At 63.3% G+C, this 16,449-nt stretch carries 16 protein-coding genes; 9 read left to right on the plus strand and 7 right to left on the minus strand.

Annotated elements, in window-relative coordinates:
• Window positions 1-70: 70 nt before the first annotated feature.
• Together AAFX91_RS16845 and AAFX91_RS16850 are read right to left on the minus strand one after the other, a co-directional pair.
• Complete coding sequence (locus AAFX91_RS16845; RefSeq protein WP_394567181.1) at window positions 71-814, minus strand: peptidoglycan-binding protein; 744 nt, start codon at window positions 812-814, stop codon at window positions 71-73.
• Window positions 807-2,624 carry an ATP-binding protein gene (locus tag AAFX91_RS16850; protein ID WP_394567182.1) on the minus strand — a complete coding sequence of 606 codons (1,818 nt, stop codon included), beginning with the start codon at window positions 2,622-2,624 and terminating at the stop codon, window positions 807-809. The genes AAFX91_RS16845 and AAFX91_RS16850 overlap by 8 nt, the downstream gene beginning before the upstream one ends.
• A 426-nt stretch (window positions 2,625-3,050) precedes the next feature.
• Between AAFX91_RS16850 and AAFX91_RS16855 the strand changes: the two genes are divergently transcribed.
• Both AAFX91_RS16855 and AAFX91_RS16860 read left to right on the plus strand, forming a co-directional pair.
• Window positions 3,051-3,437: a DUF5330 domain-containing protein gene (locus AAFX91_RS16855; protein WP_130583383.1), complete on the plus strand. Its 387-nt coding sequence runs from the start codon at window positions 3,051-3,053 to the stop codon at window positions 3,435-3,437.
• A gap of 91 nt (window positions 3,438-3,528) precedes the next feature.
• Window positions 3,529-3,960: a SufE family protein gene (locus tag AAFX91_RS16860; protein WP_394567190.1), complete on the plus strand. Its 432-nt coding sequence runs from the start codon at window positions 3,529-3,531 to the stop codon at window positions 3,958-3,960.
• Between the two features lie 62 nt (window positions 3,961-4,022).
• Here the strand turns inward: AAFX91_RS16860 and AAFX91_RS16865 are convergent, their stop codons facing one another.
• Together AAFX91_RS16865 and AAFX91_RS16870 are read right to left on the minus strand one after the other, a co-directional pair.
• Window positions 4,023-4,436: a MucR family transcriptional regulator gene (locus AAFX91_RS16865; RefSeq protein WP_282530963.1), complete on the minus strand. Its 414-nt coding sequence runs from the start codon at window positions 4,434-4,436 to the stop codon at window positions 4,023-4,025.
• A 182-nt stretch (window positions 4,437-4,618) separates the two neighbouring features.
• Complete coding sequence (locus AAFX91_RS16870) at window positions 4,619-5,545, minus strand: DUF308 domain-containing protein (RefSeq protein WP_394567183.1); 927 nt, start codon at window positions 5,543-5,545, stop codon at window positions 4,619-4,621.
• A 336-nt stretch (window positions 5,546-5,881) separates the two neighbouring features.
• On the opposite strand from AAFX91_RS16870, the gene AAFX91_RS16875 reads away from it, so the two are divergent.
• Window positions 5,882-7,531 carry a glycosyltransferase family 39 protein gene (locus AAFX91_RS16875; protein ID WP_394567184.1) on the plus strand — a complete coding sequence of 550 codons (1,650 nt, stop codon included), beginning with the start codon at window positions 5,882-5,884 and terminating at the stop codon, window positions 7,529-7,531.
• 109 nt (window positions 7,532-7,640) lie between these two features.
• Window positions 7,641-8,420 (plus strand): class II aldolase/adducin family protein, encoded by a 780-nt coding sequence (locus AAFX91_RS16880; protein ID WP_394567185.1) that lies wholly within the window; start codon window positions 7,641-7,643, stop codon window positions 8,418-8,420.
• A 272-nt stretch (window positions 8,421-8,692) separates the two neighbouring features.
• On the opposite strand, the gene AAFX91_RS16885 is transcribed toward AAFX91_RS16880, so the two are convergent.
• The 3 genes from AAFX91_RS16885 to AAFX91_RS16895 all read right to left on the minus strand — a co-directional run bounded on the left by AAFX91_RS16885 (window position 8,693) and on the right by AAFX91_RS16895 (window position 13,269).
• A complete protein-coding gene (locus tag AAFX91_RS16885; protein WP_394567186.1) occupies window positions 8,693-10,093 on the minus strand; it encodes a M20/M25/M40 family metallo-hydrolase in 1,401 nt (466 codons plus the stop codon).
• A gap of 11 nt (window positions 10,094-10,104) precedes the next feature.
• The gene (locus AAFX91_RS16890) at window positions 10,105-11,430 is read right to left on the minus strand and encodes a glycosyltransferase family 87 protein (RefSeq protein ID WP_394567187.1); all 1,326 of its coding nucleotides are present in this window, start codon (window positions 11,428-11,430) and stop codon (window positions 10,105-10,107) included.
• 216 nt (window positions 11,431-11,646) lie between these two features.
• A complete protein-coding gene (locus tag AAFX91_RS16895) occupies window positions 11,647-13,269 on the minus strand; it encodes a helicase HerA-like domain-containing protein (RefSeq protein ID WP_394567188.1) in 1,623 nt (540 codons plus the stop codon).
• Between the two features lie 345 nt (window positions 13,270-13,614).
• On the opposite strand from AAFX91_RS16895, the gene AAFX91_RS16900 reads away from it, so the two are divergent.
• The 5 genes from AAFX91_RS16900 to folK all read left to right on the plus strand — a co-directional run bounded on the left by AAFX91_RS16900 (window position 13,615) and on the right by folK (window position 16,295).
• Window positions 13,615-13,980, plus strand: coding sequence for a DUF2267 domain-containing protein (locus AAFX91_RS16900; RefSeq protein WP_130581098.1), 366 nt, complete (start codon window positions 13,615-13,617; stop codon window positions 13,978-13,980).
• Window positions 13,981-14,017: 37 nt separating this feature from the next.
• Window positions 14,018-14,425 (plus strand): DUF4332 domain-containing protein, encoded by a 408-nt coding sequence (locus AAFX91_RS16905; RefSeq protein ID WP_130581099.1) that lies wholly within the window; start codon window positions 14,018-14,020, stop codon window positions 14,423-14,425.
• Between the two features lie 169 nt (window positions 14,426-14,594).
• Window positions 14,595-15,431, plus strand: a complete 837-nt coding sequence (folP, locus tag AAFX91_RS16910; protein ID WP_394567189.1) for a dihydropteroate synthase — start codon at window positions 14,595-14,597, stop codon at window positions 15,429-15,431.
• A complete protein-coding gene (folB, locus tag AAFX91_RS16915) occupies window positions 15,428-15,808 on the plus strand; it encodes a dihydroneopterin aldolase (RefSeq protein WP_130581101.1) in 381 nt (126 codons plus the stop codon). Before folP ends, folB begins: the two co-directional genes overlap by 4 nt.
• Complete coding sequence (gene folK / locus AAFX91_RS16920; protein WP_130581102.1) at window positions 15,801-16,295, plus strand: 2-amino-4-hydroxy-6-hydroxymethyldihydropteridine diphosphokinase; 495 nt, start codon at window positions 15,801-15,803, stop codon at window positions 16,293-16,295. Before folB ends, folK begins: the two co-directional genes overlap by 8 nt.
• Window positions 16,296-16,449: the final 154 nt, after the last annotated feature.

Below are 16,449 nucleotides of genomic sequence, written 5' to 3' on the forward strand. Positions count from 1 at the left end.
ATCTTGCTGACCGGTTCAGCGCAGTAGCCGAGCCGGGCGATTCGCGAGGCATCGGTCCGTCGTGCAGGCCCTACTCGACCGGGTGTCCGATCATCGCCGAGAGTTCGCGGACGACCCGATCCGACATTTGGCCGGTCACCGGCAGCTTGCGGTCGCGCTCGAACTTGGCGATTGCGGCCTGGGTATCGGAACCGATGGTGCCGGTCGGCTTGAGCTGGCCGTAGCCATATTCGGTGAGCGCGCGCTGGACCGCGGCGATGCGCTTCGATGCCGCACTCTGGGTGGTCTCGCCGCGCGAGGGGATCGGCGCGGGCGGCCGGATGACATTTGCCGGAGCCGGCGGAGCCGACGTCGACTTCAGGACGAGATTGGTCATCGGGTCGGAAGTTTTAGAATCGGAAGTCCTGGAATCGGAAGTCTTGGAATCGGACCCCCTCGGTTCCGCTCTGGGTTCGGTGGGCTTCGCGGGCTCGGCGGGCTTCGCTTCCACAGGCGGGGGTTCAACGGGACGCGCAGCCGCCTCGACCGGCCGCGGACGCGGCAGCGGACTGGTGACGGCAGGCGCCGGCGGCGGCAGCGTCACGACCGAACCGAACATCGGTGATGGATGGCGGCCGGCCTGCAGGAACAGTGCATTGGTGATGATGGCAATGACGGCGCCGGCCGCGAGCACGCCGGCGACCGTGTCCTTCGGACTGTGCAACAGCACGCGCATCAGGACGCCGCGCTCTTCCTCGGCTTCGATCGCAACCGCCTGCGCGCCGCGACGGCGGCGGCGCGGCATCTCCTCATCATCGGCGACTTTTCTAGGCACTCTTCTTCACCTGTTGGGCTTGTTCCTGTAATCCGGATCGCAACGCGGGCTTCAGCGTCGCGATCTTGCCGGAAGGCTCCTGCACCGCCGGCGGCGCAAACGAGAGCGGCAGCGTCACGGTCACGGTGGTGCCTTCGCCAAGCTTGCTCTCTACACTCATCTCGCCCTGGTGCAAGCCGACCAGGCCCTTCACGATCGACAGTCCAAGTCCGGTGCCCTCATGGCGGCGCTGATAGGTCTTGCCGGCCTGGAAGAAAGGATTGCCGATCTGTTTGAGATCGTCGGCATCGATGCCGACACCGGTATCGGTGACATCAAGCATCAGCCGGGATCCCTCGACCGCAGCCGACACCGTGACGCTGCCGCCGCGCTCGGTGAACTTGATGGCGTTGGATACGAGATTGAGCGTGATCTGCTTGAAGGCGCGCGGATCGCCGTTCATCATGGGCAGATCCTCCGGCGCGCGGGTGATCAAGTCGACGCCGTTCTCCCGCGCCTTCAGCGCCAGCAGGTTGCAGCAGTTGAGCAGCGCCGGGCGCGGCGCGAAGGGCTCGGGCGCGATTTCGAAAGTGCCCGTTTCCATCTTGGACATATCGAGGATGCCGTTCACCACCGACAACAGGTGCTGGCCGGAATCACGGATGAGCTGCGCATACTCCTTGCGGCGCGCCGCATCGAGCATCAGCACATCTTCCTGGGCGATCATGTCGGAGAAGCCGATGATGGCATTCAGCGGCGTGCGCAATTCGTGGCTCATGGTGGCGAGGAACCGCGTCTTCGACGCGTCCGCCTGTTGGGCGGCGTTGCGCGCCTGCTCCAGCGCCTCCTGCTGCATCTTGCGATCGGTGACGTCGCGAATCACGGCAACGACTTCGCCCTCGCCAGCGACCTGATCGAGCGGCCGGCAGCGCATCTCGACCCAGATGAAATCCGCCGACTGCATCAAACCGCGCGGCGCCTCCCGCCGCAGGCGGAATTCGACGCTGCGTCCCTCGCCGCCCCGCGCTGCGTCCGACAGCGCAGTGAGATAGGCCGGACGATCGGCGACATGGACGCGATCGAACAGGCCGTGCCCCATCAGCCGCGGCGCCGGCACGCCGAGCATCGCTTCCGCCGCCGGCGAGATGAATTGCACCGCCCCGTTGCGGCTGTGGCGCGACAGCACGTCGCTCATATTGTGCGCCAGGAGGCGGTAGCGCTCTTCCTCGCGATAGAACAGCGCCACGCTGGTGCGCGCGAGCGACTCGGCGCCGAAGGCAAGGCCCGCGGCATAGAGCGTTGCTGAAACGACACCGAACCCGATCAAGGCGCCCTGCAATGGCGCGCTCAGATTTGACGGCGGCAGCAGGTGGAAATGACCGAGCACGATCAAGGCCGCCGCACATGACATCGCAAGCGCAAAAGCGAACGCCACCACGCGGCGCGAGGCCGCCAGCGCCGCCTCGATCGGAACGACGATGAGCCAGACCGCGGCAAAGGATGCGATCCCGCCGGTGGCCGCCGCCACAATCATGACGAAGCCTGCAAGCGCCAGCGACGACAGCACATGCGCGCCTTCATAGCGGCCAGTGCGCGACAGGAACCAGGACAACAGGATCGGCGCGATCAGCCAGGCGAAAGCGGCAACCTCGATCGCGGTCGGCGCGCCGCGCAGCGCCAGATAGACGGGAAATGCAGCGAACGCCGCCAGGCTACCGAGCAGGCGCGGCGCCATGAAGGCGCGATGCCGCGCCCGCGTCAACGCATCATATCTCGCCGACGGATGCAGCAGGGCATCGAGACAATCGCGGATAATACTCAAAACACTCACGGCTTTCGCGCTTTCCGATCCTGCGTCAAAGACGAGTCGGAACGCCCCCTTCATCTTGGACTCACCGTGTCAGAGTGAACTTAAGCGAACGCTAAGGCACAGCGCCCGGCCGCCGGACTCTGTGCCTTCGCACGGCTTTTGCACATCGCAACGGGCGCATTTGGCGCGGATGGTGAACGCGAGGTTTCCGCGATCGATAATCTTATGGTTTCGAAATGGTGGACGAGCGGGGCTCGCGCATCTTGCCGCAGCTCGCTGGCATCAATCGAAAATTTACACCGAATCGAGACGCGTGCGGATTTTGGCGCGCATTTTCCGCGAATTTTCGACGATTTAACTTCAAGGCAAACACTTGCGTTTTATTGACCGCTGCTAGTCACGTGCGAATTGCGGATCAACCGCAAACGAAGATGACGGGGTCGCGAGATGTTTTTCCTGCTGCGCATGGCATTCTGGCTCGGGCTCGTGCTCGTGCTGCTGCCAAGGGACAAAACACCTGAATCGGAAAAGCTGCCGCAGATCGGCGCCGCCGAAGCCGTGCAGGCGGCGACCGCTGCTGTCAGCGACATGGGCCAGTTCTGCAAGCGCCAGCCCGCAGCCTGCGAGGTCGGCGGCCAGGCTGCGACCGTGATCGGTCAGCGTGCCACCGACGGTGCAAGGAAAATCTATCAGATCATCATCGACAAGAAGTCGCCGGACCACACCGGCTCGATCGGCTCGCCTGGGGATGCCGAGGTCTCCCTGGTCGCGTCCCGCGACACCCTGACGGCCGACGACCAGGCCATCGAATGGCGGCCGCCGCCCGCGCCGTGACCGCAAAATAAGCCGGAACCGGCTGCATTTTCATCGCATTCGGCCGCCCGCGACCCTATATAACGATTGGAGTGATGGGACGCGGGTGATGATGACGATCGACGAAATCAGGGAGAATTTCTCGCTGCTCGACGAGTGGGACGACCGGTACCGGTACGTCATCGAACTCGGCCGCACGCTTGCACCGATGCCGGAGGAAGAGCATTCCGCAGTCAACAAGGTGCAGGGCTGCGCGAGCCAGGTCTGGCTCTCCAGGAAGATCGACCGCGCCGGCAACGGCGAGCCGCGGCTGCATTATCTCGGCGACAGCGACGCGCATATCGTGCGCGGGCTGATCGCGATCCTGCTGACGCTTTATTCGGACCGCACGCCCAAGGAAATCCTGGCGACGGATGCCGCCGCGATTTTCGATGAGTTCGGGTTCCGCGAGCACCTGACGCCACAGCGCTCCAACGGATTTCGCTCGATGATCGAGCGTATCCGCTCGGATGCCCGCGAGACGCTCGCAACCGCCGCTTCCTAGCTCGTGTATTTGACGCGTTTTATTCAGGCGAACCGGAATCCACTTCGCTCGAAAACGCTATGCTACTTCCGCTTCCGCTGCTGCTGGCCGAGGCCCATCTTCTTGGCGAGCTGTGAGCGCGCTACCGCATAGTTCGGCGCGACCATCGGATAGTCGGCCGGCAGCCCCCATTTCTCCCGGTATTGTTCCGGCGTCATGTTGTACTGCGTGCGCAGGTGGCGCTTCAGCGACTTGAATCGCTTGCCGTCTTCCAGGCAGACCAAATATTCTGACGTAACCGATTTCTTCACGGGCACCGCGGGCTTGGCCGGCTCGAGCGGCGCCTCGGTCCGTCCGCTGGCGACCCGCATCAGCGCGGCATGCACCTGGCTGATCAGGTTGGGGATATCCGAGGCCTGGGTCGGATTGTTGCTGAGATAGGCCGATACGATGTTGGCGGTCAGTTCGACAGGGCTTTTGCCGGTGGCATCGGTCATCGCGCAACCTTCTCTTGAGGCTTGGACGTTGGCAACGGGGCGGGACCGCGGACAATATCGGCGCTACGCCAATACATCAGCGGAGCCCCGCATTACTTGCTAATATGCGCGGACTACCAGGAATCTAGCAAGAACTACGCGGCTTTATTTTTCAAGACGCGCGATTGCAAGTATTTCCCGGTCTACGACGAACGCTGCTCGAGATGCGCCCGCAGCTCGTCGATGGAGGCGAAGCGCATCATGCCTTCCGGCATCTGCGCCTCGATCGAGCCGTCGGAATAGAGCGAATAGGCCATGCCGTCGACGACGCCCGATTTCAGCACCGTCACCGGCGGCTGCTCCTGCGGCTGCGGCGGACGACGGTCGGCCACCGGCGCGCTGGGGCTCTCGCCTGGGGTCAAGGGCGTGCGCGGCACGCGGCGCGGCGGAAGGTCGGAGGGCCGTTGCCGCTCCGGCCTCGGCCACGTGTCATCGAAGTTCCCCTGCTGCGACTCGCCCGATTCGGCGGCCGGCGCCAGTGGATTCGAACGCGGCTCCGGCGAGAGCATGTCGGGGGTCAAAGGCTCGCCTGAGCGCGCCGGGCCCCGTTCGCGCTCCTTGCGCGTGGAAGAGAACATCAGGTTGCGCCGCTTGGGACCTGCCGGGCCAACCTCCGACGGTTCCGCGCCTGGCGGAGTGACGGGCGGCACCTCGTTGCGGGCACGATCGCGCGCGGCGGCCTCGTGATACCAGGGCGGCGGGGTCGCACCAGCCGCCGCCGGTACCACCGGCTCGCCGTCCCCAGAACCTTCTGCCGCTGGTTGACCGCGCCTGAACGGGAATCCACCCTCGGACGCAGCCGCGGCACGCGGTGCAACGGGTGCGTCCGGCGGCAGCGAAAATTCGTGGGGCTCCTCTGCAGGCATCCCGGTACCCAGGCGCCGGGCGAGATTCCGCAGCTCCCGGACGTTGAGCCAAAGGCCGAACATGATCAGGCCGGTGCAGAAGCCGAATACACCGGAGAGGATCAGCGTGCTGCCGACGCTGAATTCCTTGTATTGAATGCCATAGCCGATCGCCAGCAGGCCTGCCAAAAGCAGGCCAAAACCCGCGACCAACATCCCGACCATCATCAAACTCACCCCCGAAAACCGCGCCAAATCTATGCGCCGGCCCCTTATTCCACGATACCGTCATATTATGTGCATCGCCAACCAACAATTCCGGAGACGGTTCCTATCCGGATCTTGAACAGGATTACCGCTCCGTTCGCTTCTCAGGGCAGCCGCCGGCAACGCGTCCCCCGTAGATCTACCGGCTACGAATTGATGCCAAATTGCTGCGACGCATCAGTAAATTACGCCACAATTCCCAATTACTCGTTAGTGGAACTGCGCTATATGGATGCCGGGGAATGAGGCCCTAAAGCGCCAGCAGGGCCGAGGGACGCCGGGTCACCAATAGCCATGTCATCCATTACGACTTCTGCCATCGAAACGCCCGCGCGGCGCTCGGTGGAAAAGACTTGCGATGATCTTGCGATCATCGTGCTAAGCGCGGTCGCCCTGATCGCAGGCCTCACGTTCCGCGATTACGGGCTGGGCTGGGACGATTATACCCACGCCGAATACGCCGACCTGCTGCTGCGCATGTATGGTTCCGGCTTCAAGGACACCGGCGCGCTGTCATTCGCCAATCTGTACATGTATGGCGGCGGTTTCGACATGGCCGCGGCGCTCCTGCACAAGGTCATCCCGCTCGAATTGTTCGAAACCCGCCGGCTGCTCGGCGCCGTCGTTGGCGTGATCGGGCTTGCGGTGAGCTGGCGGCTCGGCCGCCGCGTGGGCGGCCCGCTGGCCGGCCTTGCCGCGCTGCTGTTGCTCGCGCTGTGCCCGACCTTCTACGGTCATATGTTCATGAACCCGAAGGACGCGCCATTCGCGGTGGCGATGGTGATCCTGCTGATGGGCCTTGTGCGCCTTGCCGAGGAATATCCGGCTCCCTCGCCGCGCACCATCCTGATCGTCGGGTTTGGCGCCGGGCTTTCGCTCGGCTGCCGGGTTCTCGGCGGTCTGGCATTGATCTACGCTGCGGTGGGTTTCGTGCCGTTGCTGCTTGAAGAAGTCCGCAAGCAAGGCCCGCGCGAGGCGGCGTATCGCTTCGTCCATGTGGTCTACGTGCTGCTGCCCGGGCTGATCTTCGGCTATCTGGTGATGGGCCTGATCTGGCCGTGGTCGATCATGGAACCGGGCCACCCGCTCGAGGCCGTCACCTATTTCTCGCACTTCTTCGAGAAGCCCTGGAAGGAGATGTTCGACGGCGCGCTGGTCTCGGTGCCGGACATGCCGTGGTCCTATCTGCCGACGTTGTTCGCGCTGCAGCTTCCCGAGGTGCTGCTGGGCCTCCTGGTCGCAGCGGTTGTCATGAGCTTGATGTCGCTGTCGCGCGCCGACGTCGCCGCGCGGCGCAAGACCGTCCTGCTGATGCTGACGCTGGCGGCAACGCTGCCGCTGGTCATCGCAATGGTGAAGCGGCCGGCGCTTTATAACGGCATCCGCCATTTCATTTTCGTGATCCCGCCGATGGCGGTGCTGGCGGGCTTTGCCTTCGCCCGCACCATGGACTGGCTCGGCGAAAAGCGTCGGAGCTGGCAGCCGGTGGCGCTCGCCGTCTTCACCTTCGGCCTGCTGCTGCCGCTCAGCGAGATGATCCGGCTGCATCCTTACCAATATACCCACTTCAACCACATTGCCGGCACGGTCCGCGGTGCCGACGACCTGTTCATGCTCGACTACTGGGGCCTGGCCCTGAAGCAGGCTTCCGACGGCCTGCGCGAGCAATTGATCGAGCGGCAGGAAATTCCGCCGCTTAACGGAAAATGGAAGGTCGCCGTCTGCGGCCCGCAGCGCCCGGCGCAGGTTGCGCTCGGCCCGGACTTCACCATCGGCTGGGACAGCCAGTCCGCCGATTTCGCCATGACGCTCGCCGAGTTCTACTGCAAGGGCCTGACCGCGCCCGTGCTGGTCGAGATCAAGCGCGACGATGTCGTGTTCGCCCGCGTCTACGACATCCGCGGCCGCAGCATCTCGAGCCTGCTCGCGATCCCCGCCCCGTAATCTGGCTTTCGCCGGCACCGCATATCAGGCACCCCGAACCTGCCTTGCTGCCGGCTGGCGGCAAGGTTACGCTTCCCGTTGACAAATCGACACATGGGAGAAGCCGGTCATGTCGCCAGCGGAAGCTCGCTTGAAGGAAGTGCCGTCGGATATGACGGATGCCGAGTGGCAACAGCGCGTCAACCTCGCCGCCTGCTACCGCCTCGTGGCGCTGTACGGCTGGGACGATCTGGTCGACACCCACATCTCGGCGCGCGTGCCGGGGCCGGAGCATCATTTCCTGATCAATCCGTATGGCCTGATGTTCGAGGAGATCACGGCCTCCAGCCTGGTCAAGGTCGATCTCAACGGCAACCTGCTGTCCAAGACCGACTACAACATCAACCCCGCCGCCTTCACCATCCATTCCGCCATCCACGAGGTGCGCGAGGACGCCGGCTGCGTGCTCCATCTGCACACGCCTGACGGCACCGCGGTCTCGAGCTGCCCGGAAGGGCTGCTGCCGCTGAACCAGACCGCCCAGCTCGTCACCCATGATCTCGCCTATCACGACTATGAGGGCATCGCGCTCGATCATGACGAGCGCCCGCGGCTGCAGCGGGACATCGGCAACAGGAACCACATGCTGTTGCGCAACCACGGCACGCTGACGGTCGGCCGCTCCGTCGCCTCCGCCTTCGAGCGCATGTACCATTTGGAGAGGGCCTGCACCATGCAGGTGCGCACCCGCATGCAGGGCCCGACCGTCTACCCGGTCGAGCAGTCCGTGATCGACAAGAACACCACGCTGCTCTCCAATCCAGACCGCGCCGAACTGCGCTCGACGACGCTGGTGTGGCCACCCCTGCTCCGCAAGCTCGACCGCATCGACCCGAGCTTCCGCAATTGAATTTTCGGGATTTTGGTGTAAGGTTGCTTCCAAGAACCTCTGCACGACCGAATAAAAACGCCGCCCAATTCCGGGCGGCGTTTTAGCTTTTAAGGGTGATGCCGTAGGGTGGGCAAAGCGACTTCTTGCGCCGCCGTTCAAACGAACGCCGGCGGAAGCGTGCCCACCATCAGCACTCCGCTCGCAATGGTGGGCACGCTTCCGCCTGTGCTCGTTTATACATTGGCGCGTGTAGGCGCTTTGCCCACCCTACCGCCTACGCCGTGCTGAAACTATTTCTGCTCCGCAAGCGCGGCCAGGATGCGGGCCCAGGAGCGGATGCCCTTGTGGAAGCTCTTGAGGTCGTATTTCTCGTTCGGCGAATGGATATTGTCGTCGTCGAGCCCGAAGCCGACCAGAAGCGAATCGAGGCCGAGTGTGCGCTTGAAATCGGCGACGATCGGGATCGATGCGCCTGATCCCATGAGAACCGCTTCCTTGCCCCACTCTTCGGTCAGCGCGCGCCTGGCGGCGGCGAGCGGCTTCATGTTCCAGTCAAGCGCGATCGCGGGCGCGCTGGAATGGTCGCCGAACTCGACCGAACAATCGGCCGGGATCCGCGAGGTCACATAATCGCGGAACGCCTTTCGGATCTTGGCGGGATCCTGCCCTTCGACCAGGCGGAACGAGATCTTGGCCGAGGCAAGCGACGGGATCACCGTCTTCGAGCCTTCACCGATATAGCCGCCGACGATGCCATTGATGTCGCAGGTCGGGCGCGAGGAGATCTGCTCGATCAGGAGACGATCCTTCTCGCCGGCCGGCACCGAGAGCCCGATCGGCTTCAGGAAACTCTCGGGCGTCAGGTTGAGCTTCTTCCACTGCTCCAGGACATCCGCCGGCAGGTCCTTCACGCCATCGTAAAAGCCGGGAATGGTGATGCGGCCATTGTCGTCGAACAGCCCGCCGAGAATGCGGGTCAGCACGCGGATCGGATTCTGTGCGCCGCCGCCGAACACGCCGGAATGCAGATCGCGGTTGGCGGCCTTGATCTTGACCTCGTCATAGACCAGTCCGCGCAACGAAGTGGTGATCGCCGGCGTGTTCGGATCCCACATGCCGGTGTCGCAGACCAGCGCGAAATCGGCCTTGAACTCCGACTTGTTGGCTTCCAGGAAGGGCACGAAATTCTTCGAGCCGACTTCCTCCTCGCCCTCGATCAAGATGGTGATGTCGACCGGCAGCGAACCCGCCACCTGCTTCCAGGCGCGGCAGGCTTCGATGAAGGTCATCAACTGGCCCTTGTCGTCCTCCGCGCCGCGCGCAACGATGATCTTGCGGCCGTCGGCATGGTCGGTGACGACGGGCTCGAACGGCGGACGGTGCCAGAGATCGAGCGGATCGACCGGCTGCACGTCGTAGTGGCCGTAGAACAGCACATGCGGCCGGCCATCCGTGCTGCCATTGGCCTTGGCGACGATGGCCGGATGGCCCGCGGTCGGCCTGACCTCGGCCGCGAAGCCAAGCGTCGCGATATCCTTGGCGAGATGCTCGGCTGCCGCCTTGCAGTCAGCCGCAAAGGCCGGATCGGCCGAGATCGATTTGATCCGCAGCAGCGAGAACAGCCGCTCCAGGCTGTTGTCGAAATCGGCGTCGATGCGGTCGAGGACGGCTTGAAGCTTTGGACTGGACATCGCTGAATTCCCTAGCTGTGGGCGCTGTTGTCACCGAGTTTTAGCCCGCCTGCCGCCGGAGGCAAAGCGCCGGCGGCATCGGCCGCAGGCGAATGCCGCATATGCCAGACCAATCCACCCGCGAGCACGATGGTCGCCACGAGATTGTTACCGTAGGCCTGCACATCGATCGGAAACAGCGGCAGCGACAACAGGAGCAGGCAGCCGGCGACGGCCAGCAGGATCCACGTCCCGGTCCGGACCGCCGGCCGCGGATCAAAGGCGGCGCGGTGCATCAGGACCGTCATCGGGAAGAACAGCCAGAGGAAGTAGTATTGCCGCGCCAGTGGCGAGGCGACCGTCATCAGGCAGAACAGGATGCCGATCTCCTCCGCATCGGACTTTTCAGTCCGGCGCGACGCCGGCGGCATCACCGCGATGTAGCCGAGACCGAGCGCGAGCGAGATCGCCAGCACGATGAGGTTCGACGTCTTGAAGTCGAGATCGACGATGTTCATGTACCGCGCCGGCTTGGCCTTGAACGGATCGTCCTGGTTGTAGTTGACCGGACGCGTCAGCCGATGCGTCATCGCGATGATCGACTGGTTCACCCAGGACCAGTTCTGCTCGTCGCGTTGGCCGAAGCCCTTTTCCGAGCTCGAGCCGACCATGCCCTGATACCAGGTCTTCAATTCCGTGACGTTGTGCTGGAAGCCGCGGAACGGCGCCGGCAGCACGAACAAGAACACGGCGAGAAACACCAACGTACTCGCAACCGCCGTCCAGTGCCTGCGCCAGATCAGATAGGGCAATACTGCTATCGGAAACACCTTGATCGCGGTCGCCAGCGCAAACATGCTTCCCGCGAACCACGGCCGGCTCAGCCGCAACAGCCAGAATCCGTACAGCATCATCGCCAGCAGGATCAGGTTCGGCTGTCCGAGATCGAACATATCAAAGACAAATGTGAGCGTGACGATGCCCGGCAGCGCCTCCAATAGCCAACCCGGCTTGCGGCCCGATCCCGCCATCGCGTGCGACAACTGCGCCGTCATCCACCAGGCGACAATGTTGAGCAGGGAGAGCGCGAGATAGAGCGCAACCTTGCCGAAATAGCTGGGCGCGGCGAGCAGCACCGCCGGCAGCGGCGGGTAGATGAAATCAAAATAGGTATGGGGATCGGCGGGATAGAGATCCTTGCCCTGCAGCACCTGCTGCCCGGCCCAATACCACAACGGATAATCCTTGGTCTTGCCGTGCCCGAAAATCTCGGGAACGAGCACATCGGCGGTCAGCGCGATGCAGCCGAGGAAGAACAGGATGTCGAGCGGTGCCCGAAGCGATGGGTATCTCAGCACAAGCTCGTTCCAGACATCAGCAAGCCGTTGATCCTTTTCATTTCGTGATAACGCAGGGATTGCTTCGCGGAGCCTGTCATCCGGCGGCGCTTCGCGCCGACCGGGTGGCTCGCAATGACGGTGGTTGGAGCGGAGAGCAGTCCCCGTTCGTCATTGCGAGAAGCGGAGCGGACGAAGCAATCCATCCCTCGTCACAATCTGGTGTCGCAGCCGACACTACCGCCGCAACAAGCCGCCAAGCGCGCCGCGCACCAGTGCACGTCCGATCGAACCGCCGACCTGACCGCCGACCGATTTGCCGACGTCGGCCACGATGCCGCCGATCACCTTGTTGGTGACCGAGCGCGTGACGTTGCGCGCGATGACCTGGCCGGTCGACAGCCTGCCGCGCCTCACATTGGTGCCAAAGATCGTGGCGGCAATATCGCCGATCTGGCCGAGAATGCCACCGCCTCCGCCAGCTTCAGAGCCGTCCGCCGGCGGCGCCGTCCCCTCGATCCGCTTCTGCAGTATCTCGTAAGCGGATTCGGAATCGATCGCGGTATCGTATTTACCTTTGAACGGGCTTGCGTCGATGATCTTCTTGCGCTCCTCCGGCGTAACCGGCCCGATCCGTGCTGACGGCGGCCGGATCATCACGCGCTCGACCATCGACGGCGTACCGCTTCCTTCGAGGAAGGACACCAGCGCCTCGCCCTTGCCGAGTTCCATGATCACGCGGGCGGTATCGAGCTTCGGATTGGGCCGGAACGTTTGCGCGGCGGCCGCGACCGCCTTCTGGTCGCGCGGCGTGAAGGCACGCAACGCATGCTGCACGCGGTTGCCCAATTGCGCGAGCACCTTGTCCGGCACGTCGATCGGATTCTGGGTGACGAAGTAGACGCCGACGCCCTTGGAGCGGATCAGCCGCACCACCTGCTCGATCTTGTCCAGCAGCGCTTTCGGCGCATCGTTGAACAAGAGATGCGCCTCGTCGAAGAAGAACACCAGCTTCGGCTTCGGCAGGTCGCCGGCCTCCGGCAGTTCTTCGAACAATTCTGAAAGCATCCACAACAGGAAGGTTGCATAGAGCCGCGGGCTCTGCATCAACTTGTCGGCAGCGAGGATGTTGACGATGCCGCGGCCGTCGCTGTCGGTCTTCATGAAATCCTTCAGCGTCAAAGCCGGCTCGCCGAAGAATTTCGCGCCACCCTGATTTTCCAGCACCAGGAGCTGGCGCTGGATGGTCCCAACGGTCGCCTTGCTGACATTGCCGAAGCTCTGCGCTGCTTTGCGGAGCGGCTCCAGCGGATCTTCCTCATCATCGGCGGCTTTCTTGCCGCCAGACGGCACAATCGCATCCAGAAGCGCGCGCAGATCCTTCATGTCGATCAGTGCAAGTCCGTTCTCGTCGGCGACCCGGAACGCGACGTTGAGAACACCTTCCTGGACGTCGTTGAGATCAAGCATCCGTGACAGCAACAGCGGTCCCATCTCGGTGACGGTCGCGCGCACCGGATGCCCGTGCTCGCCGAACACATCCCAGAACACCGTCGAGAACTGGTCCGGCTGGAATTTCAGCCCCATCTCGCTGGCGCGCTTGACAATGAAGTCCTTGGCCTCGCCGACTTCAGCGATCCCGGACAGATCTCCCTTGATATCGGCGGCAAAGACCGGAACGCCAGCGCGCGCAAATCCTTCCGCCATCACCTGCAGTGTGACGGTCTTGCCAGTTCCCGTTGCGCCGGTAACAAGTCCGTGGCGATTGGCGAGCGCAAGTGTCAGCCACGCCGCTTGTTCGCCCTTACCGATAAAAATCTTCTCGTCCGTATCGGCAATCTTGTTGTCGGAAGTCGCCATCGCATCGCCTCTTCGCGCGTATCGGGAAGGCATCTTCGCCGAACACACCCATCATATTGCATCTTGCCCGTCGATTAAAACTGTCAAGCGCCGCCAGCGCTTTTTTGCCGCCCGGACGTCACACTTCTCATTTCTCTTTCGCTTGCGAGCCGTTCAAAAAACGATGACGCAACGCGATAGAACAGCGCGATTAGCATAGGTACTCTTGTATTACTGCAACACTTCGCCTGTGATGAGGACGAAAAGTGGGATCATCTGCGCTCGTCGCTTGTAATTCGCAACACAGGCGCTCAAGATCAATTCCCAAGCAAGGTCCGGCGGCAAGCCGGCAGAGGGCGGGGCAAGATGGACGAACTGGTTGGACGGCTGGCCGCCGAGGCCGGCATCGATAGCGCTGTCGCCGAAAAGACCGTCGGCATCGTTCTGGGTTTCCTCCGTCGGGAGGGGCCATCCAGCCAGGTTGAAGCGCTGATCGGCCAGATTCCAGGCGCGGAAGCGGCGATTGCGGCCGCGGACAACAGTGCAGGTCTCGTGCGATTGATGGGCGGCGGATTGATGGCTGTCGGCACCAGGCTGATGGCGCTCGGCCTCAGCATGAATGAGGTTCAGAAGATTGCGCGTGAACTTTTCCGGTTCGGGCGCGACAAACTCGGAGCGGATCAGATGGGCGAGATCGTCGCGGGGACGCCAGGACTCAGCCAATTTGCTTGAACGCACCCTCAGGTTGAGTCATTCAATACCAGACATCATGACATATCCACTTTCCGAGATCGATGGTCTGAGCGCCTATTGCGCCTCGAAATTGAAGGCTCAGGGCATTCGCACCACGGACGCGCTGCTCGAAGCCGCCCGCACCGTCAAGGGACGCAAGGTGCTCGCGGCCAAGACCGGCATCAGCGAACAACAATTGCTCGAATGGGCCAACGTCTCCGACTACATGCGCATTCCCGGGATGGGCAAGGCAAAGGTCGGCTTGGTCCGCGCCGCCGGCGTCACCACCGTTCGCGAACTCGCGCTGCGCAATCCGGCGCGGCTTGCACAGAACATGAAGGACGTGAACACCAAGCGTAAGCTCGTCCGCGTCCTGCCTTCGGAAAAATCGGTCGAGCTCCTGATCGAGCGCGCACGCAAATTGCCGCCCAAGATCACTTACTAGATCATGATCCGATTAGACGGAATCGGATTATGATCTCATCTCTTTGTTTGAGCATGATCTTTTCGGAAAACCGGTTTCCACTTTTCCGGATCATGCTCTAAGCTCGTTCGCTATTCCCAGCTTGACTCGCCGGTGCGGGACGCGCAAATCGACCGGCATGATTGCTGCGATGCAAAGGGACGTCCATTCCGGCGGGACTTCGGTACTGCCGGCGCTGCTATCCCGGCCCTACCCGGCCGTGATGGGCGTGCTCAACGTCACCCCGGATTCCTTTTCCGACGGCGGCAGGTTTACCGCGCCCGAACAGGCGCTGGCGCAGGCGCGCAAGATGGTCGCCGACGGCGCCGACATCATCGACATCGGCGCCGAATCCACCCGCCCCTACGGTTCCCAGCCGGTCTCGGTAGAAGAGGAGTTGCGGCGGTTGCAGCCCGTGCTGGCGGATGTCGTCTCGCTCGGCGTGCCCGTATCGATCGACAGCATGAAATCGGACGTCGTGGCCTGGGCGCTCGATCACGGCGCGCTCATCGCCAACGATGTCTGGGGCCTGCAGCGCGATGCCGGCATGGCGCCCTTGGTCGCGGCGCAGCACGTGCCTATCATCATCATGCATAACCGCGACCAGGCCGATCCCTCGATCGACATCATGAAGGATGTTTCGGCCTTCTTCGCCCGTTCGCTCGACATCGCCGCCAAGGCTGGCATTTCGGCCGACCAGATCGTGCTCGATCCCGGCATCGGCTTTGGCAAGACGCCGCAGCAGAGCATGATGGTGCTGGCGCGGCTCGCAGAGCTTCGCGCGTTCGGCCTGCCGCTTCTCGTCGGCGCCTCGCGCAAGCGCTTCATCAGCACCGTGACGCCGTCGGAGCCGCACCAGCGCATCGGCGGCTCGATCGCGGCGCATCTCATCGCTGCACAGAGCGGCGCGCAGATCATCCGCGCTCACGATGTCGCGGAAACAGTGCAGGCGTTGCGGGTGGCGGCAGCGATCAGGGAGCAGGAATGACCGATACGATCTTCATCACCGGCATCTTCATCCATGCCCGTCACGGCGTGATGGAACACGAGAGCGAAGTCGGGCAGCGCTTCGTCATCGATCTCGAACTCTCCGTCGACCTCTCCGAATCCTCGCGCACCGACAAGCTTGCCGACACCGTGTCCTATTCCAATGTGGTGGCGACCGCGACCGAGGCATTCAAGGATACCAATTACAAGCTCCTGGAGCGAGCCGCGGGCGCGGTGGCGGACGCGGTGCTGTCGACCTTCCCTCGCGTCAGCGCGGTCAAGGTCACCGTGCACAAGCCGCACGCGCCAATCGCCGCGATCTTCGAGGATGTCGGCGTGGTGCTGACGCGCACGCGGCAAACGGCCGCGCATGGCTAGCGCGCTGATTGCATTGGGCGGCAATCTCGGCGACGTCCGCGCGACGTTCAACAAGGCCATTCCGCAAGTTTGCGGCATGACGCAGGCCGCGCTGGTGGCCCGCTCGGCGGACTATGCCACGCCTCCCTGGGGCGACGAACAGCAACCAGGCTTCGTCAATGCCTGCATCGAGATCGAGACCAGCCTCGATCCCCACGCGCTCTTGTTCTGCCTGCAGAAGGTCGAGACCAAGTTCGGCCGCGACCGCTCCCCCGAACGCCGCTTCGGCCCGCGCACGCTCGATCTCGACCTGATCGCCTATGACGATGTCAGGATCGACCGGCCGGAATTGACGCTGCCGCACCCTCGCCTGTTCGAGCGCGCCTTCGTGCTGGTGCCGCTCGCGGAAATCGCGCCCGACCGTGTCATTGCGGGACGCAGGATCAGGGATGCGCTGGCGGCGGTTTCGACCGACGGTATCGTGCGGCTCCCGGATTTCGGTGAGTGACGCGTAGCCCGGGTGGAGCGGAACGCGCAACCCGGGATACCTGCATCAACGTTTGCGAGCGGCCCCGGGTTACGCTAGCCAGGCTGGGCAAGAATTTCGCGGATTTCGGGAAGTTGAGGTACGATTCGCGGATGGTGAATCGTCTTTACAAGAC

This window comes from Bradyrhizobium sp. 31Argb, from assembly GCF_043638955.1.
GTDB lineage: Bacteria > Pseudomonadota > Alphaproteobacteria > Rhizobiales > Xanthobacteraceae > Bradyrhizobium.

Excerpts from the sequence above, each read along its gene's own strand:
- AAFX91_RS16855 (WP_130583383.1), top strand. The coding sequence starts at position 3,051 with ATGTTTTTCCTGCTGCGCATGGCATTCTGGCTCGGGCTCGTGCTCGTG.
- AAFX91_RS16860 (WP_394567190.1), top strand. The coding sequence starts at position 3,529 with ATGACGATCGACGAAATCAGGGAGAATTTCTCGCTGCTCGACGAGTGG.
- AAFX91_RS16865 (WP_282530963.1), bottom strand. The coding sequence starts at position 4,436 with ATGACCGATGCCACCGGCAAAAGCCCTGTCGAACTGACCGCCAACATC.
- AAFX91_RS16870 (WP_394567183.1), bottom strand. The coding sequence starts at position 5,545 with ATGGTCGGGATGTTGGTCGCGGGTTTTGGCCTGCTTTTGGCAGGCCTG.
- AAFX91_RS16875 (WP_394567184.1), top strand. The coding sequence starts at position 5,882 with ATGTCATCCATTACGACTTCTGCCATCGAAACGCCCGCGCGGCGCTCG.
- AAFX91_RS16880 (WP_394567185.1), top strand. The coding sequence starts at position 7,641 with ATGTCGCCAGCGGAAGCTCGCTTGAAGGAAGTGCCGTCGGATATGACG.
- AAFX91_RS16885 (WP_394567186.1), bottom strand. The coding sequence starts at position 10,093 with ATGTCCAGTCCAAAGCTTCAAGCCGTCCTCGACCGCATCGACGCCGAT.
- AAFX91_RS16895 (WP_394567188.1), bottom strand. The coding sequence starts at position 13,269 with ATGGCGACTTCCGACAACAAGATTGCCGATACGGACGAGAAGATTTTT.
- AAFX91_RS16900 (WP_130581098.1), top strand. The coding sequence starts at position 13,615 with ATGGACGAACTGGTTGGACGGCTGGCCGCCGAGGCCGGCATCGATAGC.
- AAFX91_RS16905 (WP_130581099.1), top strand. The coding sequence starts at position 14,018 with ATGACATATCCACTTTCCGAGATCGATGGTCTGAGCGCCTATTGCGCC.
- folP (WP_394567189.1), top strand. The coding sequence starts at position 14,595 with ATGCAAAGGGACGTCCATTCCGGCGGGACTTCGGTACTGCCGGCGCTG.
- folB (WP_130581101.1), top strand. The coding sequence starts at position 15,428 with ATGACCGATACGATCTTCATCACCGGCATCTTCATCCATGCCCGTCAC.
- folK (WP_130581102.1), top strand. The coding sequence starts at position 15,801 with ATGGCTAGCGCGCTGATTGCATTGGGCGGCAATCTCGGCGACGTCCGC.